This is a genomic window from Streptomyces sp. bgisy027, assembly GCF_057710365.1.
The window spans coordinates 317,971-338,143 of the sequence record NZ_JBYIVZ010000001.1 but is presented as its reverse complement, the minus strand read 5'-3'; the positions used below and the strand labels follow the sequence as shown (position 1 = coordinate 338,143).

At 70.7% G+C, this 20,173-nt stretch carries 22 protein-coding genes; 11 read left to right on the top strand and 11 right to left on the bottom strand.

Annotation, left to right across the window (positions count from 1 at the left end):
* Nucleotides 1–13 precede the first annotated feature (13 nt).
* The 3 genes from AC3ETA_RS01470 (at nt 14) to AC3ETA_RS01460 (ending at nt 2,356) form a co-directional block, all read left to right on the top strand.
* Entirely contained in the window at nt 14–634 is a 621-nt protein-coding gene (locus AC3ETA_RS01470; RefSeq protein ID WP_432190957.1) for a DUF1266 domain-containing protein, read from the top strand.
* A 118-nt stretch (nt 635–752) separates the two neighbouring features.
* Nucleotides 753–1,499: a DNA repair protein RecO gene (gene recO, locus AC3ETA_RS01465; protein WP_030947864.1), complete on the top strand. Its 747-nt coding sequence runs from the start codon at nt 753–755 to the stop codon at nt 1,497–1,499.
* 17 nt (nt 1,500–1,516) lie between these two features.
* Entirely contained in the window at nt 1,517–2,356 is an 840-nt protein-coding gene (locus tag AC3ETA_RS01460) for an isoprenyl transferase (protein ID WP_432190956.1), read from the top strand.
* Nucleotides 2,357–2,485: 129 nt separating this feature from the next.
* On the opposite strand, the gene AC3ETA_RS01455 is transcribed toward AC3ETA_RS01460, so the two are convergent.
* The 4 genes from AC3ETA_RS01455 to AC3ETA_RS01440 all read right to left on the bottom strand — a co-directional run bounded on the left by AC3ETA_RS01455 (nt 2,486) and on the right by AC3ETA_RS01440 (nt 5,625).
* Nucleotides 2,486–2,902: a Fur family transcriptional regulator gene (locus AC3ETA_RS01455; protein WP_030947874.1), complete on the bottom strand. Its 417-nt coding sequence runs from the start codon at nt 2,900–2,902 to the stop codon at nt 2,486–2,488.
* A 61-nt stretch (nt 2,903–2,963) separates the two neighbouring features.
* Entirely contained in the window at nt 2,964–3,866 is a 903-nt protein-coding gene (locus AC3ETA_RS01450; protein ID WP_432190955.1) for a metal ABC transporter permease, read from the bottom strand.
* A complete protein-coding gene (locus AC3ETA_RS01445) occupies nt 3,866–4,633 on the bottom strand; it encodes a metal ABC transporter ATP-binding protein (RefSeq protein WP_432190954.1) in 768 nt (255 codons plus the stop codon). The genes AC3ETA_RS01450 and AC3ETA_RS01445 overlap by 1 nt, the downstream gene beginning before the upstream one ends.
* Before the next feature lie 20 nt (nt 4,634–4,653).
* Nucleotides 4,654–5,625: a metal ABC transporter solute-binding protein, Zn/Mn family gene (locus tag AC3ETA_RS01440; protein ID WP_432190953.1), complete on the bottom strand. Its 972-nt coding sequence runs from the start codon at nt 5,623–5,625 to the stop codon at nt 4,654–4,656.
* A gap of 162 nt (nt 5,626–5,787) precedes the next feature.
* Here AC3ETA_RS01440 and AC3ETA_RS01435 point away from each other — a divergent pair, with 162 nt between their 5' ends.
* Nucleotides 5,788–7,170: a glycine--tRNA ligase gene (locus AC3ETA_RS01435; protein WP_432190952.1), complete on the top strand. Its 1,383-nt coding sequence runs from the start codon at nt 5,788–5,790 to the stop codon at nt 7,168–7,170.
* Between the two features lie 112 nt (nt 7,171–7,282).
* On the opposite strand, the gene AC3ETA_RS01430 is transcribed toward AC3ETA_RS01435, so the two are convergent.
* On the bottom strand, nt 7,283–8,407 hold the full coding sequence (locus tag AC3ETA_RS01430) for an endonuclease/exonuclease/phosphatase family protein (protein WP_432190951.1): 1,125 nt from the start codon (nt 8,405–8,407) through the stop codon (nt 7,283–7,285).
* Between the two features lie 187 nt (nt 8,408–8,594).
* Between AC3ETA_RS01430 and AC3ETA_RS01425 the strand changes: the two genes are divergently transcribed.
* Nucleotides 8,595–9,206 carry a LysE family translocator gene (locus AC3ETA_RS01425; protein ID WP_432190950.1) on the top strand — a complete coding sequence of 204 codons (612 nt, stop codon included), beginning with the start codon at nt 8,595–8,597 and terminating at the stop codon, nt 9,204–9,206.
* Here the strand turns inward: AC3ETA_RS01425 and AC3ETA_RS01420 are convergent.
* Nucleotides 9,203–10,354 carry a TRM11 family SAM-dependent methyltransferase gene (locus AC3ETA_RS01420; RefSeq protein ID WP_432190949.1) on the bottom strand — a complete coding sequence of 384 codons (1,152 nt, stop codon included), beginning with the start codon at nt 10,352–10,354 and terminating at the stop codon, nt 9,203–9,205. The genes AC3ETA_RS01425 and AC3ETA_RS01420 overlap by 4 nt on opposite strands.
* A gap of 177 nt (nt 10,355–10,531) precedes the next feature.
* Here AC3ETA_RS01420 and AC3ETA_RS01415 point away from each other — a divergent pair, with 177 nt between their 5' ends.
* Both AC3ETA_RS01415 and AC3ETA_RS01410 read left to right on the top strand, forming a co-directional pair.
* A complete protein-coding gene (locus AC3ETA_RS01415) occupies nt 10,532–11,197 on the top strand; it encodes a maltokinase N-terminal cap-like domain-containing protein (RefSeq protein WP_432190948.1) in 666 nt (221 codons plus the stop codon).
* Between the two features lie 17 nt (nt 11,198–11,214).
* Complete coding sequence (locus AC3ETA_RS01410; protein ID WP_432190947.1) at nt 11,215–11,760, top strand: GNAT family N-acetyltransferase; 546 nt, start codon at nt 11,215–11,217, stop codon at nt 11,758–11,760.
* On the opposite strand, the gene AC3ETA_RS01405 is transcribed toward AC3ETA_RS01410, so the two are convergent.
* Nucleotides 11,738–12,784, bottom strand: a complete 1,047-nt coding sequence (locus AC3ETA_RS01405; RefSeq protein WP_432190946.1) for a chitinase — start codon at nt 12,782–12,784, stop codon at nt 11,738–11,740. The two genes, AC3ETA_RS01410 and AC3ETA_RS01405, sit on opposite strands and share 23 nt — an antisense overlap.
* Nucleotides 12,785–12,965: 181 nt before the next feature.
* On the opposite strand from AC3ETA_RS01405, the gene AC3ETA_RS01400 reads away from it, so the two are divergent.
* Nucleotides 12,966–13,973 (top strand): aldo/keto reductase, encoded by a 1,008-nt coding sequence (locus tag AC3ETA_RS01400; RefSeq protein WP_432190945.1) that lies wholly within the window; start codon nt 12,966–12,968, stop codon nt 13,971–13,973.
* A gap of 29 nt (nt 13,974–14,002) precedes the next feature.
* Nucleotides 14,003–14,602, top strand: a complete 600-nt coding sequence (locus AC3ETA_RS01395) for a TetR/AcrR family transcriptional regulator (RefSeq protein ID WP_432190944.1) — start codon at nt 14,003–14,005, stop codon at nt 14,600–14,602.
* A gap of 4 nt (nt 14,603–14,606) precedes the next feature.
* On the opposite strand, the gene AC3ETA_RS01390 is transcribed toward AC3ETA_RS01395, so the two are convergent.
* The 3 genes from AC3ETA_RS01390 to AC3ETA_RS01380 form a co-directional block, all read right to left on the bottom strand.
* Nucleotides 14,607–15,230 carry a GNAT family N-acetyltransferase gene (locus tag AC3ETA_RS01390; protein ID WP_432190943.1) on the bottom strand — a complete coding sequence of 208 codons (624 nt, stop codon included), beginning with the start codon at nt 15,228–15,230 and terminating at the stop codon, nt 14,607–14,609.
* Nucleotides 15,227–15,445 carry a hypothetical protein gene (locus tag AC3ETA_RS01385; RefSeq protein ID WP_432190942.1) on the bottom strand — a complete coding sequence of 73 codons (219 nt, stop codon included), beginning with the start codon at nt 15,443–15,445 and terminating at the stop codon, nt 15,227–15,229. The genes AC3ETA_RS01390 and AC3ETA_RS01385 overlap by 4 nt, the downstream gene beginning before the upstream one ends.
* Before the next feature lie 135 nt (nt 15,446–15,580).
* A complete protein-coding gene (locus AC3ETA_RS01380; RefSeq protein WP_432190941.1) occupies nt 15,581–17,011 on the bottom strand; it encodes an MFS transporter in 1,431 nt (476 codons plus the stop codon).
* Between the two features lie 101 nt (nt 17,012–17,112).
* On the opposite strand from AC3ETA_RS01380, the gene AC3ETA_RS01375 reads away from it, so the two are divergent.
* Together AC3ETA_RS01375 and AC3ETA_RS01370 are read left to right on the top strand one after the other, a co-directional pair.
* The gene (locus AC3ETA_RS01375; protein WP_432190940.1) at nt 17,113–18,012 is read left to right on the top strand and encodes a helix-turn-helix transcriptional regulator; all 900 of its coding nucleotides are present in this window, start codon (nt 17,113–17,115) and stop codon (nt 18,010–18,012) included.
* A gap of 410 nt (nt 18,013–18,422) precedes the next feature.
* Complete coding sequence (locus AC3ETA_RS01370) at nt 18,423–18,671, top strand: hypothetical protein (protein ID WP_432190939.1); 249 nt, start codon at nt 18,423–18,425, stop codon at nt 18,669–18,671.
* Nucleotides 18,672–18,678: 7 nt separating this feature from the next.
* Here the strand turns inward: AC3ETA_RS01370 and AC3ETA_RS01365 are convergent, their stop codons facing one another.
* Entirely contained in the window at nt 18,679–20,124 is a 1,446-nt protein-coding gene (locus AC3ETA_RS01365) for an MFS transporter (RefSeq protein WP_432190938.1), read from the bottom strand.
* Nucleotides 20,125–20,173: the final 49 nt, after the last annotated feature.

Sequence of the window (20,173 nt, the reverse complement as noted above, 5' to 3'; positions counted from 1 at the left end):
AGGGTGCGGCGGCATGGCCTTGTGGAGATGGAGAAGGCGTGGTGTGAAGGCGGCCCGCCGCTACCCCGTGCCGCTCACCACGCACCAGCTGTGGATGGTGTCGCTGAGCGCGCCGGTGAGCCGGGGCAAGAGCGCCTCGCGGACGACGCTCTACCCGTACGTGCGGATCGACGACGACAGCGCCCGGCGCTGGTTGGCCGACCAGTGGGAGATCACCTCGCGTGAGGAGCTGGTCGGCCGGCTCGACGACCTGTCCCGCAGCGGTTACCGGGCGCGGGTGTACCGGCAGACCGGCGTCTCCCCGCTGGCCTGGGACGCGGCGCTGTACGTCGACATCACCCGCCGGGGCTTCGCCTGCGGGCTGATCGGCGAGGCCGACGCCTGGACCGCGCTGAAGAACATCGTGCCGACGGTGGTGCGGCAGTACGCCTCCTGGCAGGAGTACGCCGATCACTATCTGCTGGGGCGGCAGGTGTGGCGGGCGGGGCTGCGCGACGCGGCGCACTCCGACCTGCCGGCGTCGCAGGCGGTCGCCGACGAGCATCTGAGGGCCCTCCTGGACCCGGCGAACCGCGCCAGCCCGTGGCACCAGGCCCCCTGGGACGCGATCAGCAACCCCGACCGCACCCGCTGACCCGCGCCGTACGCGAGAATGACCCCATGAGTCTGTTCCGCGACGACGGCATCGTGCTGCGCACCCAGAAGCTGGGCGGGGCGGAGCCGACCGTGCCGCGATCCTCCGGGGGCGCGCGATGAGTCTCTTCCGGGACGACGGCATTGTCCTGCGGACGCAGAAGCTCGGGGAAGCGGACCGGATCATCACGCTGCTCACGCGGGGGCACGGGCGGGTGCGGGCCGTGGCGCGGGGTGTGCGGCGGACCAAGTCGAAGTTCGGTGCGCGGCTCGAACCGTTCTCCCACGTCGACGTGCAGTTCTTCGCGCGGGGGAGCGAGCTGATCGGGCGCGGGCTGCCGCTGTGCACGCAGAGCGAGACCATCGCTCCGTACGGCGGCGGGATCGTCAGCGACTACGCCCGCTACACCGCCGGCACGGCCATGCTGGAGACCGCCGAGCGGTTCACCGACCACGAGGGCGAGCCGGCGGTGCAGCAGTACCTGCTGCTGGTCGGGGCCCTGCGGACGCTGTCCCGCGGCGAGCACGCGCCGCACCTCGTGCTCGACGCCTTCCTGCTGCGGTCCCTCGCCGTGAACGGCTACGCCCCGACCTTCAGCGACTGCGCGAAGTGCGGTATGCCCGGACCGAACCGCTTCTTCTCGGTCTCCTCCGGGGGCTCGGTCTGTGTCGACTGCCGGGTGCCCGGTAGCGTCGTACCGTCGCCGCAGACCCTGGAACTGCTCGGGGCGCTGCTTACGGGAGACTGGGGGACCGCGGACGCCTGCGAGCCGCGGTACGTCCGGGAGGGCAGTGGGCTGGTGTCGGCCTATCTGCACTGGCACCTGGAGCGCGGGCTGCGTTCGCTTCGGTACGTGGAAAAGTAGAGGGAGACGACAAGCACATGGCGGTAAGTGGGTTCCTCGGGCGCCGGCGACGCGAGTACAGCACGCCGGAGCCGCACCCGTCCGGCGCCCGCGCGCCGAAGCTCCCGGGTGAGCTGATCCCGAAGCATGTGGCGATCGTCATGGACGGGAACGGCCGCTGGGCCAAGGAGCGCGGGCTGCCGCGCACCGAGGGCCACAAGGTCGGTGCCGAGCGGGTGCTGGACGTCCTCCAGGGCGCCATCGAGATGGGCGTGGGCGCGATCTCGCTGTACGCCTTCTCCACCGAGAACTGGAAGCGCTCGCCCGACGAGGTGCGCTTCCTGATGAACTTCAACCGGGACTTCATCCGCAAGACGCGGGACCAGCTCGACGAGCTCGGAGTGCGGGTGCGCTGGGTCGGCCGGATGCCCAAGCTGTGGAAGTCCGTCGCCAGGGAGCTGGAGATCTCCCAGGAGCAGACCAAGGACAACGACAGGCTGACCCTGTACTTCTGCATGAACTACGGCGGCCGGGCCGAGATCGCGGACGCCGCGCAGGCCCTCGCCGAGGACGTACGGGCCGGGCGGCTGGACCCGTCCAAGGTCACCGAGAAGACCTTCGCGAAGTACCTCTACTACCCGGACATGCCGGACGTGGACCTGTTCCTGCGCCCGAGCGGTGAGCAGCGCACCTCCAACTACCTGCTCTGGCAGAGCGCTTACGCCGAGATGGTCTTCCAGGACGTGCTGTGGCCGGACTTCGACCGGCGTGACCTGTGGCGCGCGTGCGTGGAGTTCGCCTCCCGCGACCGGCGCTTCGGCGGCGCGATCCCGAACGAGGAACTGCTCGCCATGGAAGGCCGCTCCGAGCAGAGCTGACCTGCTGGACACAACGTGAACGGCCCCGCTCCACGAAGGGGAGCGGGGCTTTCGCAGGTTGTGGACGCCGCCCCGTGCTCGCCTTGCGGGTCCTGGTGTCGCCCTCGCCGCCGACGGCCCGGCATCACCTCAGCCGTTGGCGGCCGCGCACTCCGCGCATGTGCCGAAGATCTCAACCGTGTGCGCCACGTTCACATAGCCGTGCTCGGCCGCGATCGCGTCGGCCCACTTCTCCACGGCCGGGCCCTCGACCTCGACCGCCTTGCCGCAGACACGGCACACGAGGTGGTGGTGGTGCTCACCGCTGGAGCAGCGGCGGTAGACCGACTCGCCGTCGGAGGTGCGCAGGACGTCGACCTCGCCGGCGTCGGCGAGGGACTGGAGGGTGCGGTAGACCGTGGTGAGGCCGACCGAGTCGCCCTTGTGCTTGAGCATGTCGTGGAGCTCCTGCGCGCTGCGGAACTCGTCGACCTCGTCCAGGGCCGCCGCCACAGCGGCCCGCTGCCGAGTCGCGCGGCCCTTCACGGGCGGTCCAGCGGTCGTCACCGGTTTGCCTCCTCACGTCTGCGCCTTGCCGGGCCATTGTGCCAGCCCGGGCTGAGCGCGGTCAGACGCTCACCTTCCCGTCGCTCTCCCTGCTGGCCGGAATCGCGCACTCCGCCGGGTCGCCGGAGGGCTGCGCCGCCGCCAGGGCGCGGGCCCTGCGCCGGGCCAGCGGGGTCGCCAGCGCGGTCAGCGCGATGAACGCGCCGATGGTCAGCAGCACGATCGTCGCGCCGGGCGGCACGTCCTGGTAGTACGAGGTCACGGTGCCGCCGATGGTCACCGTGATGCCGATCGCCACGGCGATGGCGAACGTCGCCGCGAAGCTCCGCGTCAGCTGCTGCGCCGCCGCCACCGGCACCACCATCAGCGCGCTCACCAGCAGCAGGCCGACCACCCGCATGGCGACCGTCACGGTCACCGCCGCGGTGATCGCCGTCAGCAGGTTCAGGGCACGCACCGGAAGACCGGTGACCCTCGCGAACTCCTCGTCCTGGCTCACCGCGAACAACTGGCGGCGCAGCCCGAGCGTGACGAGCACCACGAACGCGGCGAGCAGGATGATCGCCGTCACGTCGGACTCGCTCACCGTGGACAGGGAGCCGAAGAGGTACGACGTCAGGTTCGCGTTCGAGCCGTTCGGCGCCAGGTTGATCAGCATCACGCCGCCGGCCATGCCGCCGTAGAAGAGCATCGCGAGGGCGATGTCGCCGCGAGTGCGGCCGTACCAGCGGATCAGCTCCATCAGCACCGCGCCGAGCACCGACACCAGTGTCGCCATCCACACCGGCGACCAGGACAGCAGGAAGCCGAGGCCGACGCCGGTCATCGCGACGTGGCCGATCCCGTCGCCCATCAGGGCCTGGCGGCGCTGCACGAGGTAGATGCCGACGGCGGGCGCGGTGATGCCGACCAGGACGGCGGCGAGCAGCGCCCGCTGCATGAATGCGTAGTTCAGGAAGTCCATCAGCTCAGCAGTCCCGTCCGGATCGGTTCGGCGTCGTGAGCCGCGTGCGGGTGTACGTGGTCGTGGCCGGGCAGCGCGTGCTGGCCGAGCGCCTTCGGGGGCGGCCCGTCGTGCAGGACGCAGCCGTCGCGCAGGACGACCGCGCGGTCGATCAGGGGCTCCAGGGGACCCAGCTCGTGCAGCACGAGCAGGACCGTCGCACCGCCCGCGACCTGCTCGGTGAGCGTGCGCGCGAGCACTTCCTGGCTGTCCAGGTCCACGCCCGCCATCGGCTCGTCCATGATCAGCAGCTCGGGCTCGGAGGCCAGCGCGCGGGCGATGAGCACCCGCTGGTGCTGACCGCCGGACAGGGCGTTCACGGAGTCCTTCACCCGGTCCGCCATGCCGACCAGTTCCAGGGCGTTCCGTACGGCCGCGTGGTCGGCCTTGCGGAAGACGCCGAAGCGGGTGCGGGACAGGCGGCCCGAGGAGACGACCTCGCCGACCGTGGCGGGCACCCCGCCGGCGGCCGTCGTGCGCTGCGGGACGTAGCCCACCCGCGCCCAGTTGCGGAACCGGGCCCGCGCGGTGCCGAACAGCTCGATCTCGCCGGCGCTGACGGGCACCTGGCCGATGACGCCGCGCACGGCCGTCGACTTGCCGGAGCCGTTGGCCCCGAGCAGGGCGACGACCTCACCGCGGTGCACGGTGAGGTCGATGCCGCGCAGGACGGGGCGCGAGCCCAGCTCGGCGCGGACGCCGCGCAGCGATATGACGGGCTCGGTCATGCCGTCCTCCGTAGGGTCGATCATTTGGCTCCCAGGGCGGTCTTCAGGGCCGCGAGGTTGGCCTCCATGACCCCGAAGTAGTCGTCGCCCTTGGACTTGTCGGTGATGCCCTCCAGCGGATCGAGCACGTCCGTCTTCAGGCCGGCGTCGTCGGCGAGGGTCTTCGCGGTCTTGTCGGACACGAGTGTCTCGTAGAAGACGGTGGTGACGCCGTCGGCCTTGGCCTCCTGCTGGAGCTCCTTCATCCGGGCCGGACTCGGCTCGCTGTCCGGGTCGACGCCGGTGATGGCCTCCTGGGTCAGGCCGTAGCGCTCGGCGAGATAGCCGAAGGCGGAGTGGTTGGTGAAGAAGACCTTGGAACGGGTGTCCTTCAGCCCGTTTGCGAACTCGGTGTTCAGCGCGCCGAGCCTCTTGACCAGGGCCTCGGTGTTCTTCTTGTAGTCGGCCGCGTGGTCGGGGTCCGCCTTCTCGAAGGCCGCGCCGACGCCCTTGGCGATCTCGGCGTACTTCACCGGGTCGAGCCAGACGTGCGGGTCGAGGGCGTGCTCTTCCTCCTCGGAGGGCGACTCCTCGGAGTGGGCCTCCTCGCCCTCGTGGTCGTGCTCGACGGCGCCGTGGTCCTCCAGCTCGGTCAGGGTGGCGGCGTCGATCTTCGTGTCGAGGCCGGACTGGCCGATGGCCTCGTCCACCGAGGGCTGGAGGCCCTTGAGGTAGAGGGCCGCGTCGGAGTCCTCCAGCTGGGCCCGCTGCCGGGCGCTGATCTCCAGGTCGTGCGGCTCCTGGCCGGGCTCGGTGAGGCTGGTGACCTTCACATGGCCGCCGCCGATCTGCTCGGCGAGGAAGGCCATGGGGTAGAACGACGCGACGACGTCGAACTTGTCCGTGTTGCCCGCGGCGCTGCTGTCCGAGGAACAGGCGGTGAGGGTGCCGATACCGACTGCGGTGACGGCCGCGAGGGCGATCCCGGATATGTGAGGTCGTCGTACGTTCATGACAGTCATTTTCAGCAAAGTTGGAAACGGTTGTCAACAAGCGTGAGCGGCCGTCCACAGAGGGCTACCGATTTGATTGAGGGGGAGTGCCCGCCGGTACCCTGAAGCATTCGCTGTGAAGCGCCTCGCTTCGTCGCCCGTCGTCGTAATGAAGAGAGCACCGTGGCCGCCGACAAGATCGACACCATCGTCAGCCTGAGCAAGCGCCGTGGCTTCGTATTCCCTTGCAGTGAGATCTACGGCGGCCAGCGCGCCGCCTGGGACTACGGGCCGCTGGGTGTCGAGCTCAAGGAGAACCTCAAGCGCCAGTGGTGGCGCTACATGGTCACCTCGCGCGAGGACGTTGTCGGTATCGACTCGTCCGTGATCCTGGCCCCCGACGTCTGGGTCGCCTCCGGCCACGTCGCCACCTTCACGGACCCGCTCACCGAGTGCACCTCCTGCCACAAGCGGTTCCGCGCGGACCACCTGGAGGAGGCGTACGAGGCCAAGAAGGGCCACCTGCCGGAGAACGGCCTCGCGGACATCAACTGCCCGAACTGCGGCAACAAGGGCCAGTTCACCGAGCCCAAGCAGTTCTCGGGTCTCCTCTCCACCCACCTCGGCCCGACGCAGGACTCCGGCTCCATCGCCTACCTGCGCCCCGAGACCGCCCAGGGCATCTTCACCAACTTCGCCCTGGTGCACACCGCTTCGCGCAAGAAGCCGCCGTTCGGCATCGCGCAGATGGGCAAGTCCTTCCGCAACGAGATCACGCCCGGCAACTTCATCTTCCGCACTCGCGAGTTCGAGCAGATGGAGATGGAGTTCTTCGTCAAGCCGGGCGAGGACGAGAAGTGGCAGGAGTACTGGATGGAGCAGCGCTGGAACTGGTACACCGGCCTGGGCCTGCGCGAGGAGAACATGCGGTGGTACGAGCACCCGAAGGAGAAGCTCTCCCACTACTCCAAGCGCACCGCCGACATCGAGTACCGCTTCCAGTTCGGCGGCAACGAGTGGGGTGAGCTGGAGGGCGTCGCCAACCGCACCGACTACGACCTCAGCGCGCACTCCAAGGCATCAGGCCAGGACCTCTCCTACTTCGACCAGGAGGCCGGCGAGCGCTGGACGCCGTTCGTCATCGAGCCCGCCGCCGGTGTCGGCCGCGCGATGCTGGCGTTCCTCCTCGACGCCTACGTCGAGGACGAGGCGCCGAACGCCAAGGGCAAGATGGAGAAGCGCACGGTGCTGCGCCTGGACCACCGCCTGGCGCCCGTGAAGGTCGCGGTCCTGCCGCTGTCCCGCAACCCGGAGCTCTCGCCCAAGGCCAAGGGTCTCGCCCAGGCGCTGCGGCAGAACTGGAACATCGAGTTCGACGACGCCGGCGCGATCGGCCGCCGCTACCGCCGTCAGGACGAGATCGGTACGCCGTACTGCGTGACGGTCGACTTCGACACGCTCGAGGACAACGCCGTGACGGTGCGTGAGCGCGACTCCATGAAGCAGGAACGCATCTCCCTGGACCAGATCGAGGGCTACCTGGCGAGCCGCCTGATCGGCTGCTAGCCCGGCTCCGCGGGTCAGTGTCCGGCTAGCTCGGGTTCTTTGCAGGCCGCGGGTTCGTCGTGGCTTGTCGCGCAGTTCCCCGCGCCCCCGAGGGTGCGGGGAACTCGTCGTTTCACAGGTCCAGATCGGCGTAGAGAGCGGCGTGATCGGAGGCGGAGTCGGCCTTCGATGTCACCTTGTCGAAGTGCTTGATCTCCGGGGGCGGGTTCCAGAAGATTCCGCGCGTTTCGAGGTCGACGTGCTGGATCCGGTGCCACAGCTGCGGCGGGAACAGCAGGTAGTCGATCTTGCGCTCCACCGTGTCGCACGGGCGGTAGGTTCCGGGGACGCCCCGGTAGCCGGAGTGGCTCATGGCATCGCGCAGGCCGGTGTCCAGCAGTACGTCGACGGGTTCGCTGTCCGGGTGGTCGTTGAGGTCTCCGGCGACCATGACGTACGGGGTGCGCTCCCGGGCGGCCTCGTAGATCTCGGCGACGCGCCGTGCCTGGGCGAGGCGCAGTACAGGGTCGTCGTCGCTCTGGCTCTTGAAGTGGTTGCCGAGGAGCACCAGCGGTGTCCCGTTGAACTCGATCTCGAACTCAGGGCAGTCGCGGCTGAACAGATGCTCACCCGGCCGGTCCGGGTCGGGGTCGAAGATGTGCGGCCGGACGGAGGTGATCGGGTACCGGCTGAGAATCCCGACGTCGATACCGCGGCCGTCGTTGCCGTCGATCAGCATGTTGAAGGGGTACGGCCGCCTCCCGTGCACGCCCGCCAGGATCTGCGTGTTGAAGCGGTCCAGCGTGAGGCGGTCCTCGACCTCCACCAGGAGCAGGATGTCGGCGTCGATCTCGTCGATCACCCGGCCGGTGTTGTGCACTGCCTGCGTGTCGAGGTCGTCCCGTACGAGATCGGCCCAACCGGCCCATCCTCCGCGGCCGTTGGCGACGACCTTGACCTCGAAGTCCTCGTCCTCCGGCTGCTCCTTCGTGTCGAACAGCCTGCCGCCTCCGAAGCGGGTCTGGTTGATGTGGATCGCCGGAGGGTTGTCGTGGTCCAGGCCGTGGGCCCGGTGCTTCTTGATGAGCGCGGAGATCCGGGCCTTGTCGGCCGGCTCGTAGGTCGTGAGGTTCAGCAGGGCGACCAGCGTGCTGAAGTCGGACACGACCTCGTTCCGCTGCGTCGGGTCCGGCAGGTTGAAGGCCTTGGGGCGGCGGAAGAGGTTCTCCACATTGAACGTGGCGATTCGGACGATCATGGCGGCCTCCTCGGGCGGCGCAGGAGTACCGCGCGGCCGGCGGCAGGCGCCGCCGGGGACACTGCACGCCGACAACTCCCATTGTCCGAGGGGTGCAAGGGGCTGTCCAACGGAGCCGATTGGTCCGGGATCACGGTCGTCGATTGGCCCTGTCCGGGGGCGCGGCGGGCCCGGCAGGCTGGCCCGCATGAGTCTCGCCTTTCTGCTCACCACCCTCGTCGTCGTCGCCACTCCCGGCACCGGTGTGGTCTACACGCTCGCCGCCGCGCTGTCCCGCGGCCGGCGTGCGAGCGTCGTCGCCGCGCTCGGCTGCACCCTCGGGATCGTGCCGCACATGGTGGCCACCATCACCGGCGTCGCCGCGCTGCTGCACGCGAGTGCGACCGCCTTTCAGGTGCTGAAGTTCGCGGGCGTCGCCTACCTGCTGTACATGGCGTGGGCGACGATCAGGGACAAGGACGCCCTCGTGGTGGACGCGGAGCCCGCGCCGCTGTCCGTGGGGCGGGTGATCGTGCGGGGTGTGCTGATCAACATTCTCAATCCGAAGCTGACGATGTTCTTCTTCGCCTTCCTGCCGCAGTTCGTGGACCCGGGCGAGGCGAACGCGCTGCCGCACATGCTCGTGCTCAGCGGGGTTTTCATGGCGGCGACGTTCGTGGTCTTCGCGGCGTACGGCGTCCTCGCGGCGTCCGTGCGCAGCCACGTCACCTCCCGGCCCCGGGTGATGACGTGGCTGCGGCGGACCTTCGCCGGGTCGTTCGTGGCGCTGGGCGCGAAGCTGGCGGTCACCGCCCGCTAGCGGCTCCGCCGGGTGCGCCGTTGTTCGGCTGCGGCGACGGGGGGCTGATCGCGCAGTTCCCCGCGCCCCTTGAGGGGTGCGAGGACTCGGCGTTCCAGGTGGACCAGGAGCGGCCGGCTGCCGAACAGGCTGAGTCGTTGGACGTGGACCGGGGACAGACCGACCGTCAGGGCGCGAGCGAGGCTGCTCGCGTCCGGCAGGAGCACCACCGCGCGTCCCTCGTCCGTGAGGACCCTGGCGAGTTCGTGCCACCAGCGCTCCGGGTGCCCGGCGAGGCGGCCAGCCGCGCCGACCTGTGCGCCCCACGGCGGGTTGCACAGCACCCGGTCCACGCTGCGGTCGGCGAGGGGGAGGGCCCCGGCGTCGCCGCGGCGGACCGTGACCGGCAGCGGGCCGGCGTTCTCCCGTGCCGCCCGGCGCGCGGCCGGATCGAGGTCGAAGCCGAGCAGGGTGGTGCCCGGCGCCGTGTGATGGGCCTCGATCAGCAGCGTGCCCGCGCCGCAGCACGGGTCCAGTACCCGCTGCCCCGGCCGTAGTTCGGCCGCCCGGGCCATGGCGGCGGCGACCGGGGGGTGCAGGGTGCCCGGGATCGTCGCCTGCTTGTAGGCGCGCCGGTGTGCGGGACGCCGGCCCAGGCGCAGCAGCAGGGTGGCGTGGGCACCGTCCAGGGTCAGCCGCCAGCCGCTGTGGCCGGGCGGGGGCGCGTCGCCGTGCCGGCGCGAGTGGTACGGCAGCCCCGCCCGCTCGGCCAGCACCCGGCCGACGGTGTCCTCGATGTCGTAGCGGTTGTACGTCCTGCGGCCCAGGAAGGACGCCGAGATCTCGATGCCGTCGCCGAAGCCGGACGGGCCGCCCAGGGCCCGGCGGTCGCGGGCCAGGTCGGTCAGGTCGAACTCGTGCGCCAGGGCGGTCAGTTCGGGCAGGTCGCTCTTGTGCGGGCCGATGTCCGGCCGGCGGTGGGCCGGCAGGAAGACATCGTCGGCGGTGCGGAGCCGAGGGGCGATGTCGTCGCCGGTCACCCGGAAGCCCACCTCGCGGTGGCCGATCCGGTCGATGGCCGCGGAGTGCGTCCGCAGAATCTCGGTGCCGAGGGCGGACTCCAGTCCCCGTACGCACCGGGCCACCAGGAACACGCGCGGTGTGCGCATGATGCCGTCTTCTCCCACGTCGAAGCCCGGGACGGTGGAGGACCGTCCCGCATCGCCGGCGCCGGGGTGTTCCGCGTCGTGCCGACGGAGCGGCTAGCGGAGGTGGAAGAAGTACGTCGTCGTCATCATGATCGCAAAAGCGTACCAGCCGGTCGGGTTTCCGTGAGAGCCTGCGGCATGGCCATCATTCACCGCACCACCCTCAAGCCGACGAAGCTGGAGCTGCTCACCGCGTGGCTGCCCACCCGCCCGTGGTACGCCGGTGCCGGTGAACCCCGGCCGGTCAAGGCCGGTGGCTTCCGGCTGGACGACCCGGAGGGCGAGGTCGGGATCGAGTTCATGGTGGTGACGGACGACTCCGGTCCTCGGACGGTCGGCCATCTGGTTCCGCTGACCTATCGCGGTGCCCCTCTGGAAGGCGCCGAGCACGCCCTCGTCGGCACCATGGAGCACGGGGTGCTGGGGCCGCGCTGGGCCTACGACGGCTGCCACGACCCGGTGCTGGTGGACCGGTTGTGGGCGCTGATCGAGGGCCGGGTCCAGGCCCAGGCGCAGAGCGTCACCGACGCCGTCGACCGGGAGGTCACCCGCTCCTACACCGGTCCGGGCCTCGGGGCGGGGCAGGTCGCCGCCCCGGTCGTCGAGGACTCGGAGAACGGCACCCTGCTGGCCGCGCCGGACGGCACGACCCTGCGGCTGCACCGCGTCCTGCGGCCCGCCCCGCAGGGTGTCCCGCTGCCGCCCGAGGGGGCCTCCGGTCATGTCGGCGGTGCCTGGCAACTGCCCGACGGCACCCGTGCGCAGGGCCTGTTCGCCGCCCTGTACGCCGACGGGCGGGGCTGAGGGCCGGCGCCCCGAGGATGTGTGAGGTGGAACTGTCCGACGGGGCGATCACCCTGAGCCCGCTGCGCCCGGCCGACGCCGAGGCCCACCTCGCGGGCGAGGACGAGCAGTTGGTCCGCTGGCTCAGCGGCGGCCCCGGCACGCGCGAGGGCGTCGACGCCTACCTCCGGCACTGCGAGGAACAGTGGGCGACAGCCGGCCCGCTGCGCGCCTTCGGCATCCGCGCGGGCACCGACGGGACGCTCGCGGGCACGATCGACCTGCGCCTCGCGGCGGAGGGCCTCACCCGCGGCCAGGTCAATGTCGCCTACGGCCTCTACCCGGCGTGGCGGGGACGCGGCCTGGCCACCCGCGCCGTCCTCCTGGTCTGCCGGTACGCGGCCGGCGTGGGCGGCAAGGAGGCCGTGATCCAGGTGGAGCCCGAGAACGCGGCGTCCACGGCCGTGGCCCGCCGGGCGGGATTCACGCCCGGCGGGCAGCGGTTCACCGAGGACGGCACGCTGCTCGACCGGTACGTCCGGGACCTGCGTGCCCCCGGCGTCAACGGCCCTGCAGCGACCTGACGTTGTCGCCGAAGGTCCAGTTCTTGGAGCCGTCCCAGTTGATCGACCAGGTCATCAGGCCCTTGAGCGAGGTGCCGTAGTGCCGCCAGGCCTGGGCGACGAGGGACGGTGACATGTAGCCGCCACCCGCGCCGGACTGCGCGGGCAGGCCGGGCACCTGCTTGTCGTAGGGCACCTTGATGGTCGTGCCCTGCACTACGAGGCCCTTGTCGAGGCAGTCCGTCTGGGCGGTGAAGCCGGCGACGGTGCCCGCCGAGTAGGAGTCGCCGGAGCAGCCGTACATGCTGCCGTTGTAGTACTGCATGTTCAGCCACCACAGGCGGCCGTTGTCGGCGTACTTCTTGATGATGGGCAGGTACGCGCCCCAGATCGAGCCGTAGACGACGCTGCCGCCGGTGACGTACGCCGTCTCCGGGGCCATCGTCAGACCGAAGTCGGACGGCATCCGCGCCAGGATCCCGTCGATGATGCGGATCAGGTTGGCCTGGGACGTGGAGAGCCGGCTGATGTTCCCGCTGCCCACCAGGCCCGTCTCGATGTCGATGTCGATGCCGTCGAAGTTGTACTTCTTCAGGATCGGCACGATCGTCGCGACGAACCTGTCCGCGACGGCCGTCGAGTTGAGGTCGATGCCGGCGGTCGCGCCGCCGATCGAGAGCAGGATCGTCCGGCCGGACGCCTTGGCCGCGCACATCTCCGCGGGGGTGGCCACCTTCACCCCGTTGTCCATGCCGTCCTCCCACAGCGCCGTGCCGTCGGAGCGGATGACCGGGAACGCCGCGTTGATCACGTTGTAGCCGTGCGCGGCGATGCGGGAGTCGGTGATCGGGGTCCAGCCGAAGGGCGGGTGGACGCCGTTGGCGGCGCCGTCCCAGTTCTCCCAGTAGCCCTGGAGGACCTTGCCGGACGGCTTGGACTTCACCGCGCAGGTGTCGGCGGCTGACGCGGGGGACGCGGCGGGGAGCTGGGCGAGACAGACGGTCGCCAGAGCCGCGGTGAGCAGGCTGAGGGCGCGGCGGAGCATACGGGGCCTCCCGGTGGGGGTCGGGGCGCGCGATGTCGTAGGCATGACAGTGCTCGTGGTCCAGACCTTTCGTCAATAGGTCTGGACCACATTGGGTGGCCGGGAGGCCCGGCGGGGGCGTGCGGACAAGTATGGAATGACAGATATTGAAATCTGTCAGCTGTTAGGGCAGGGTGGAGGCATGACGATGCAAACCCGCTCCCTCGGAACCACCGGCCCCCAGGTCTCCGCCCTCGGCCTCGGCTGCATGGGCATGTCCGCGCTGTACGGCGACGCGGACCGGACCGAGTCGATCGCCACCGTGCACGCCGCCCTCGAAGCGGGCGTGACGCTGCTCGACACCGGCGACTTCTACGCCATGGGCCACAACGAGATGCTGGTCGGCGAGGCCCTGCGCACCGCGCCCGCCGCCCTGCGCGAACAGGCCCGGATCAGCGTGAAGTTCGGCGCCCTGCGCTCCCCGGACGGCGACTGGATCGGATACGACGGCCGCCCGGCCGCCGTGAAGAACTTCGCCGCCTACTCCCTCCAGCGGCTGGGCGCCGACCACATCGACGTCTACCGGATCGCCCGGCTCGACCCCGACGTACCGATCGAGGAGACCGTCGGCGCGATCTCCGAACTGATCGAGAAGGGGTACGTCCGCCACGTCGGCCTCAGCGAGGTCGGCGCCGACACCGTCCGCCGGGCCGCCGCCACCGCCCCCATCTCCGACCTCCAGATCGAGTACTCGCTGATCTCCCGCGGCATCGAGGAGGAGGTCCTGCCGACCACCCGTGAACTGGGCATCTCCATCACCGCGTACGGCGTCCTGTCGCGCGGGCTGATCTCCGGGCACTTCACCCGCGACCGGCAGCTCGCCGCCAACGACTTCCGGGCGTACTCACCCCGCTTCCAGGGCGAGAACCTCCGGCACAACCTCGACCTCGTCGAGGCGCTGCGGAAGATCGCCGAACAGAAGGGCGTCTCCGTCGCCCAGATCGCCATCGCCTGGGTGCTCTCCCGCGGCGACGACATCGTGCCGCTCGTCGGTGCCCGCACCCGCGAGCGGCTCACCGAGTCGCTGGGTGCGCTGGACGTCACGCTGGACGGCGCCGATCTCGCGGCGATCGAGCGGGCGGTCCCGGCGGACGCCGCGGCCGGCGACCGCTACCCGGCCCCGCAGATGGCCCACCTGGGCAGCAAGTGACCAGGCCCCTGCCAGGTACGGTCTAGGGCATGCCACCGACGCCCCAGACCCTGACCGCCGAGCGCATCCTCGAAGCCACCGAGGAGGTGCTGCGCCGCCACGGCCCGGCCAAGGCCACCGTGGTCGACGTGGCCCGCGCGCTCGGCGTCAGCCATGGCAGCGTCTACCGGCACTTCCGTACCAAGGCGGCGCTGCGCGAAGCGGTCACCAAGCGGTGGCTGGACCGGACCACACAGGTGCTCGCGGCCATCGTCGCGGCACCCGGCCTGGACCCGGAGAGCCGGGTGCGCGAGTGGCTCGCGGCGCTGTTCGCCGCCAAGCGCCGCAAGGCGTTCGACGACCCGGAGCTCTTCGCCACGTACACGGTGCTGACCACCGAGACCGCAGAGACGGTCGTCGGCGAGCACATCGCCGAACTCACCGGCCAGCTCACCGAGATCGTGCGCGCGGGCGTCGCCGCGGGCGCCTTCACCGCCGACGACCCGGCCGTCACCGCGGGCGCCCTGTTCCGGGCGACCGGCTTCTTCCACGACCCGCACTACGCCCGGGAGTGGGAACAGCCGGGCGTGGAGGGCGACTTCGAGGCCCTCGTGGACCTGCTGCTGTGCGGGCTGCGGGCCCGCGGCTGAGCCGTCACAGGGCGTCGAGTGCGCCCGTAGTACGGCCGAGGAACGTGACCGGGCCCGGGTCCGGGACGGCTGTCTCGTGGAAGCCCAGCCGGTCGTAGAACGCCCGCGCCGGGGTGTTGGCGGTGACCATCGTCAGGTGCACCGCCGGGACCCCCTTGTCCCCGAGGGCCTTCAGCAGGGTGCGCATCAGCGCGCGCCCGTGGCCGCGGCCCTGCCAGTCGGGCAGCAGATCGATGTGGAGATGGGCCGGGTAGGCGGCGACCTCCGGGACGAGCATCCGCTCCGGATCGTGCAGCAGCCCGGCCATCTCCTCGTCCGGGGTGCGCGGCGGTCCCTCCGGCAGGGGATACCGGCCGCCGGCCGACGGCAGCCACTCGCGGCGGAACGCCGTCACGAAGCGCGCGGTGTCCGCGGCGCCCACGACATAGCCGACGGCCCGCCCGTCCCCGTCGTCCAGGACGAACGCCAGGTCCGGCTCCAGGACGGCGTACGGGACCGCGAAGGTCGCCGGGAAGATGCCGGGGTCCCGGTAGTGCGGCCGGCTGTCGCCGCCCAGGTGCGCCGTGCGGACGCAGATGTCCTCGACGGCCTCGCGGTCCCGGGGTCGGTAGCGGCGGATGCGGCTCATCCGTCGGTCTGCGCCTCGGTCGGGTCCACCGTGGCCTGGTGGGCCTCGGCCAGATGCTCCTCCGCCTTCAGCCAGGGCAGGAACTGCGCGCCCTTGCGCCAGCCACAGGTGTCGCATCTGACCGTGCGCTGCGTGCCCCTGCGGAGTACCCGTACGACATGCTCTCGTCCGTGGTGGTCCCAGCGGCTCACCTTGCTCGTGTTGATCTCCAGCATGACGCCTCCAGCGTCCGAGGGCATCGAGATTCCATGCGCGGCGCCGCGCAGCAAGGAGTGTGCAGCAAGACCAACATCAACAGGGACTTCGGCCCGGCGAGTTGACCAACCTGTGGCCACACCCTCACAACTCGATCAGGAGACCGTGCGCGGCAGACGCAGGCTGAGCAGGCCCGTCAGCGCCACCCCGGCCAGCTGGACCAGCAGCGTCGTCACCAGGGCGTCCCGCATACCGGCCCCGGGGACCAGGGAGAGGAACAGCGTGCCGAGGGTCGCCACGCCCAGCGCCAGCGCCGACTGCTGGGTCGTGATCATCACCCCGCTGCCCACGCCCGCCCTGGCCGGCGGTACCTCGGAGAGCACGATCCGGAAGACGACCGGGAGTTGCAGGGCCTGGCCCGCACCGGCGATCGCCGCGCCCGGCAGCAGTTCGAGCAGGCCGAGGTCCGGCCAGGAACGCCAGGCGGCCAGCGCCATCAGGCCCACGCCGACGCCCTGGACCGCGGCACCGGCGGCCACCACCCGGGTGCCGTGACGGGCCACGAGTCGCGGACCGGCGAGCGAGACGAAGAAGAACGCCACCGCCATCGGCACCAGCGCGAGACCCGCACCGACCGGACCGAGCCCCGCACCCTGCTGCAACGCCACCGCGATCACGAACATGAAGCCGCTGAAGCCGATCGAGAACGGCACGATCATCACCAGACCGCGGCGCAGCGACAGCAAGCCGAACAGGCTCGGCGGCACCAGCGGCGTACGGCCTTTGCGGTCTGCCCTGCGCTCCACCGCGTAGAACGCCGCCGCCACGAACGGGAACGCCGCCAGTGACAGCCACGTCCACAGCGGCCAGCCCGCCGCGCGGCCCTCGGTGAGCGGGGCCAGCAGCGCGATCAGGGCGACGGCGAGCAGGACCGTGCCGGGGGCGTCGAGCGGCTCAGGGTGCTGGGAGCGGGTCTCCGGGACCGTGCGGGCGGCCAGGAACAGGCCGACCAGGACCACGGGCACGTTCACAAGGAACACCGAGCGCCAGCCGGTGCCCCAGATGTCCGCCGCGACCAGGACGCCGCCGAGGATCTGCCCGGCGACCATCGACAGGCCGGCCGTCGCGCCGTACAGGCCCATGGCCTTCGCGCGGCGCCGGCCGCTGGTGGCCGACTGGATCGTCGCGAGGACCTGCGGCAGCATCGCCGCGGACGCCGCGCCCTGCGCGACCCGCGCCGCGACGAGCGTCCACGCGCTGGGCGCAAGACCGCACGCCAGCGAGGTCAGCCCGAAGGCCGCCATGCCGCCGAGGAACAGCCGCCGCCGGCCGAACAGGTCACCGAGCCGCCCGCCGAGGACGAGCAGTACGGCGTACGCCAACCCGTAGCCCGCCACCACGAGTTCGAGCACGGCCTCGCTCGCCGCGAGGTCGTGGCCGATGGTGGGCAGGGCCACGTTGACGATGAAGAAGTCGATGAGGGGCAGTGCCGCGGCGAGCAGCACCGTGAACAGGCCGAGGCCACCGAGCGAGGGTGCCGCCGCGGTGGCCCGGTCGGCCTTGCGTGAAGTGATGGTTTCGGTCACGGTCACCAGGCTGCGACGGTCCGGAGACTGGTACCAGAGTGTCCTTATCCTGGTAGCGGAACCACCCGGAAACAGGGTCCGGGAGGCGGCAGGCTGGAGGCATGACGACCATGGCCCAGGAGACGACGGCGACCGCGGACGCCTCGCACGGTACGGCCGCGTCGGCGATCCGGCGCCATGAACTCGCCGCCTTCCTGCGCCACCGCCGCGAGCACATCGCCCCCGAGCAGGTCGGTTTGCCCCGCGGCAGCCGGCGCCGCACACCCGGCCTGCGCCGCGAGGAGGTCGCGCAGCTCGCCGCGGTCGGCGTCACCTGGTACACGTGGCTTGAGCAGGCCCGGGACATCCAGGTCTCCGTCCAGGTCCTCGACGCCCTCGCCCGCACCCTGATGCTCGACCCCAGCGAGCGGTCCCATCTCTTCCAGCTGGCCGGCGCGGTGGACCCCACGCCGGCGACGGCCTGCCCGTCGGTGACGCCCGTGATGCGGGCCGTCCTGGAACAGCTGGAGCCGTATCCGGCGTGCCTGCAGAACAGCCGGTACGACATCCTCGCCCACAACCGCACCTACGGCCTGCTGCTCTGCGACCTGGAGGCGGTGCCGCCCGAGGACCGCAACTGCATGATCCTGTCGTACACCAACCAGGACTGGCAGTCCTCGATCGTGCACCTGGAGGAGACCCAGCGCCTCATGGCCGCCCGCTTCCGGGCCGCGATGGCGGGTCATCTCGGCGAGCCCGCCTGGAAGATGCTCCTGGGACGCCTGCGCACCGAGTCCCCCGAGTTCCGCGAGGTGTGGGAGCGCCACGAGGTGGTGTCCCACCGCAGCAAGCGCAAGGAGTTCCTCAACCGCCACGTCGGCCGAATCCTGGTCGACCACACCGACCTGTGGCTGAGCCCGGACGTGGGCCCGAGGATGGTGACTTACGTCCCGGCGGACGAGGAGTCGAGGGAACGTCTGGAGAAGCTGCACGCGATTGCGCTCGGGCGGGCGGTGGTCTGAGCCGCCGCGGCTGGTAAGAGCCCCTCAACTACTCGCAGTTGAAGGGCCTTTCGCATGTGTTGCGGTACTTGGTGCTGTGCTGCTTTGCTGTTCAGCAGGAGCGGTTGGGAAACACTACGGCCGTGCTGGGACCTGCTTCGCCCGGTGCACAGCCCAACCGGACGAGATCACGGGGGGTTTCTCGCGAAGTGCGAGAGACGCGATCATCAACGGCATCAGAGTTCCACCGGGCCATTGGCCCGTTTTGAGGACTGAAGCACAGGGCTGGTGCGACGGGACTCGACCAACTCCTTGAGAGGACCGCGCCCAGTGGCGCGGCACGGGGCGAGGAGTACACGTCATCTGCATGCGCAGGTGGCTGGTCGAGGCTGTCGCGCGCTCACCGGCCACCTCCAGAAGAAGGAGCAACGGTGAGCGCCAATCAGAAGAGGCTCATCGCTTTCGCGTTCTGTGTCCTGATCTCCCTCGTCCTGGGGTTTGCCTCCGGGCCGGCGGTCGGCGCGCTCGGCGCGTCCCGGCTCGCGGCCGTCTCCGCCGGCGGAGCCGCGACTGTGGCGTTGCTGGCCATTGGAGTTGCCGTGATCGCTCTTTCTGACTTCACCGACGACAGGGGAAACTCCACGGCGCCACCTCAGCACCGGATCGAGCGGCCGACTTGAACGCCGATCAACCGCGTACTCCAAGAACTTGCCGTACCTCGCCCGCGTCCAGGCGCTCAGCGGTTCTCGCGGCAGTACGTCGTGCCCAAGGCCCGCTCGTCACCGCGCCCACGACAAGGACCAGCAGCCCACACCCGGTGATGATCCACCACCCCGGCATCGAGGCGGACACGAACGAGTCCTTGTACGAGGACGAACCGATCCCGGCCGCCAGCACCGCCCCGATCACCGCCACCCCCAGCGTCTGGCCCAGTTGGCGGCTGGTGGAGGCGACGGCGGCCGCGACGCCGGCCTGCGCCCGCGGCATCCCCGACACGGCCGTATTCGTGATCGGCGCGTTCACGAACCCGAACCCGATGCCGAACAGCACGTACCCGAGCATCAGGGTGGCATCGGACGTCTCCGCCTCGAAGAGCGCGAACATCGCGCAGCTCGTCGTCATCGCGGCCCCCGCGACCAGCAGCGGCAGCCGTGGCCCCCGGCTGCCCACCAGCCGCCCGGACAGCGGCGCGCACAGGAACATCGGCGTCGCCATCGGCAGCATCCACAGGCCCGCGTGCAGCGCGTCGAGGCCGCGCACGTTCTGGAGGTACAGCGTCGACAGGAACAGGAACCCGCCCAGCGCGGCGAACGCGCCGATCGCGATCACCGTGGCCCCGCTGAACGGCGCCGACCGGAAGAACCGCAGGTCGATCAGGGGCTCGGCGCGGCGCGGCTCGTACCAGAGGAGGCCGAGCAGGGCCGCCGCCGCGACCGCCGCGAACGGCAGCACCGAGGCGAACCCGGCGTTCGGCGCCTCGATGATCGCGTACGTCAGCGCGCCGAACAGCACGATCACCAGGAGCTGGCCCACCGGGTCCAGTCGGCGGGCCTTCGGGGCCCTGGACTCGGGGACGAAGCGGAGGGTGAGCAGGAGGGCGGTCAGGCCCACCGGTAGGTTGACCCAGAAGATCGCGCGCCAGTCGACCGCGTCCACGAGCAGACCTCCGACGAGCGGTCCCGCGGCCATCGAGATGCCGACGACCGCGCCCCACACACCGATCGCCCGGGCCCGTTCGCGTGAGTCGGTGAAGGTGTTGGTGATGATCGACATCGCGACGGGGTTGAGCATCGAGCCGCCCACCGCCTGCACCATCCGGAAGACGATCAGCAAGTCGAGGGTCGGTGCGGCGGAGCACAGGGCCGAGCCGATGGTGAACAGGATCAGGCCGGTCATGAAGACGCGCTTGCGGCCGATCCGGTCCGCCGTGGAGCCGGCCAGCATCAGCAGCGAGGCCAGGACGAGGGTGTACGCGTCGATCGTCCACTGCAGGCCCGACGTGCTCGCGCCGAGATCGCGCTGCATCACGGGGAGGGAGACGTTGAGTGCCGTGGTGTCGAGGCTCACGATCAGCAGGCTCATGCAGCAGATCGCGAGGACCAGCACTCGGCGGCGTGGGCTGAGCTCCGGCATCCTTGAATAGTACGCCTAACTAACGAATTTCGCGGCACCCGGTCCGGTA

What these genes read in the sequence shown, in the direction of transcription:
- AC3ETA_RS01445 (WP_432190954.1), bottom strand. Translation starts at nt 4,633, where the DNA reads ATGACCGAGCCCGTCATATCGCTGCGCGGCGTCCGCGCCGAGCTGGGC.
- AC3ETA_RS01425 (WP_432190950.1), top strand. Translation starts at nt 8,595, where the DNA reads ATGAGTCTCGCCTTTCTGCTCACCACCCTCGTCGTCGTCGCCACTCCC.
- AC3ETA_RS01365 (WP_432190938.1), bottom strand. Translation starts at nt 20,124, where the DNA reads ATGCCGGAGCTCAGCCCACGCCGCCGAGTGCTGGTCCTCGCGATCTGC.
- AC3ETA_RS01460 (WP_432190956.1), top strand. Translation starts at nt 1,517, where the DNA reads ATGGCGGTAAGTGGGTTCCTCGGGCGCCGGCGACGCGAGTACAGCACG.
- AC3ETA_RS01410 (WP_432190947.1), top strand. Translation starts at nt 11,215, where the DNA reads ATGTGTGAGGTGGAACTGTCCGACGGGGCGATCACCCTGAGCCCGCTG.
- AC3ETA_RS01440 (WP_432190953.1), bottom strand. Translation starts at nt 5,625, where the DNA reads ATGAACGTACGACGACCTCACATATCCGGGATCGCCCTCGCGGCCGTC.
- AC3ETA_RS01450 (WP_432190955.1), bottom strand. Translation starts at nt 3,866, where the DNA reads ATGGACTTCCTGAACTACGCATTCATGCAGCGGGCGCTGCTCGCCGCC.
- recO (WP_030947864.1), top strand. Translation starts at nt 753, where the DNA reads ATGAGTCTCTTCCGGGACGACGGCATTGTCCTGCGGACGCAGAAGCTC.
- AC3ETA_RS01470 (WP_432190957.1), top strand. Translation starts at nt 14, where the DNA reads ATGGCCTTGTGGAGATGGAGAAGGCGTGGTGTGAAGGCGGCCCGCCGC.
- AC3ETA_RS01415 (WP_432190948.1), top strand. Translation starts at nt 10,532, where the DNA reads ATGGCCATCATTCACCGCACCACCCTCAAGCCGACGAAGCTGGAGCTG.
- AC3ETA_RS01385 (WP_432190942.1), bottom strand. Translation starts at nt 15,445, where the DNA reads ATGCTGGAGATCAACACGAGCAAGGTGAGCCGCTGGGACCACCACGGA.
- AC3ETA_RS01430 (WP_432190951.1), bottom strand. Translation starts at nt 8,407, where the DNA reads ATGATCGTCCGAATCGCCACGTTCAATGTGGAGAACCTCTTCCGCCGC.
- AC3ETA_RS01405 (WP_432190946.1), bottom strand. Translation starts at nt 12,784, where the DNA reads ATGCTCCGCCGCGCCCTCAGCCTGCTCACCGCGGCTCTGGCGACCGTC.
- AC3ETA_RS01395 (WP_432190944.1), top strand. Translation starts at nt 14,003, where the DNA reads ATGCCACCGACGCCCCAGACCCTGACCGCCGAGCGCATCCTCGAAGCC.
- AC3ETA_RS01390 (WP_432190943.1), bottom strand. Translation starts at nt 15,230, where the DNA reads ATGAGCCGCATCCGCCGCTACCGACCCCGGGACCGCGAGGCCGTCGAG.
- AC3ETA_RS01420 (WP_432190949.1), bottom strand. Translation starts at nt 10,354, where the DNA reads ATGCGCACACCGCGCGTGTTCCTGGTGGCCCGGTGCGTACGGGGACTG.
- AC3ETA_RS01375 (WP_432190940.1), top strand. Translation starts at nt 17,113, where the DNA reads ATGACGACCATGGCCCAGGAGACGACGGCGACCGCGGACGCCTCGCAC.
- AC3ETA_RS01400 (WP_432190945.1), top strand. Translation starts at nt 12,966, where the DNA reads ATGACGATGCAAACCCGCTCCCTCGGAACCACCGGCCCCCAGGTCTCC.